Genomic DNA, 1,384 nt, shown 5'->3' with positions numbered 1-1,384 from the left:
TACTGCTACGGCGGGTCGTAGCTTTCGAGGCGTTCGAGTCGTTTGCGGTAGTGGGCGGCTCGGGCGCGTTCGCGGCAGAGTTCCCGGAAGTCTGACCAGGCCAGCACGTGCGCGACGGTGTGCAGGGTGGCCAGGATCAGGGTCGCGAACAGGCGCCTGATCTCGTTGACGGTCAGCCGGGTCAGGCTGCCCGGATGTTCGCTGCTGCTGGTGCCCCTTTTTCGACTTCGGTGGCGCGGACGATGGTCAGGAACGCGGCGGCGGCCATGGACAGGGTGATGTGGGCGTACCAGGCGTCGTAGCGGCGGACCTGGTATTGGTCCAGGCCGGCCTCGTTCTTCGCGATCTGGAACGACTCCTCGACCGCCCACCTCGCGCCCGCGGTACGCACGAGAGTCTGCAGCCGGGTGCCGCGTGGTCCGAAACATACGTAGTAGGCGAGTTCGCCGTTGCTGATGTTGCGGCGGGCCAGCACCCAGCCACGCCGGCCGTGCTCGAAACCGGCGCGGATCGGGACGCTGACCCAGTCGTAGACGCGGGGACCGTGAGCGCCGTCGCCGCAGGACATCCGCCGCCAGGCTCCGGCCCGGACCTTCCTGATCAGTTCGTCGACGCGGGTGGTGGTGTGCAGGCCGGAGGCAACTTCGTGGTCCTTGCGGGTGGCCAGCACGTAGTGAATGTCTTGCTGTTCGCACCATTCGCGCAGTTCACGGTGCTGCCCGTAGGCCTCGTCTCCGGTGAACCACGCGAACGGCACCTTCGCGTCAACGGCACGTTCCAGCATGGACCTGGCCTGCTCCGGCTTGGTGGCGAACGCGACCTTGTCCGGCACGTGCGCTTTGACGCGCCTGTCCGGGGCGTCGGTCCAGGATTTCGGCAGATACAACTCGCGGTCGATCAGCGCTCTCCCGTGCCGGGTGTGGTAGGCCAGGAATACCCCGATCTGGCAGTTGTCGATCTTCCCGGTAGTGCCGGTGTACTGCCGCTGGACACCGGCGGATGCTTTGCCCTTCTTGATGAATCCTGTCTCGTCGGCGATCAGCACCCCGGCCGCATCCCCGATTGCCGACACGAGCCCGGACCGCACTTGATCACGCACCTTGTCACGGTCGAAACACCGGCTTACCAGCAAACCCTGCATCGCGTCCGGGGTCGCGTCCCCGGCATGCTCGGCCAGACTCCAACCGCTACGACGCTCGATCGTCGCCAGCAGCCCCCGCAAATACTTGAATGCCTGCCACCGGACATCCGCCCTGCTGAACTGGTGCGAAAACCCCAGGAAGAACTCCCAGAATTCATCGTCCCAGCCTTGTACCTGCTCAGCCGTCACCACACCAGGCAAACGACCCAGAACCACACAAAGTGGCGACCTGCCGTAGCAGTA

1 protein-coding gene is annotated in these 1,384 nt (G+C 65.4%); it reads right to left on the bottom strand.

Annotated features, from left to right (window positions below):
* Positions 1-181: 181 nt before the first annotated feature.
* On the bottom strand, positions 182-1,330 hold the full coding sequence (locus tag Acy02nite_RS46115) for an IS701 family transposase (protein ID WP_425548287.1): 1,149 nt from the start codon (positions 1,328-1,330) through the stop codon (positions 182-184).
* Between the last annotated feature and the right edge of the window lie 54 nt (positions 1,331-1,384).

The organism is Actinoplanes cyaneus, from assembly GCF_016862095.1.
GTDB classification, from domain to species: Bacteria; Actinomycetota; Actinomycetes; order Mycobacteriales; family Micromonosporaceae; genus Actinoplanes; species Actinoplanes cyaneus.
Note: the sequence above shows the minus strand (reverse complement) of the source record. Positions and strands in the feature narration are given on the sequence as shown.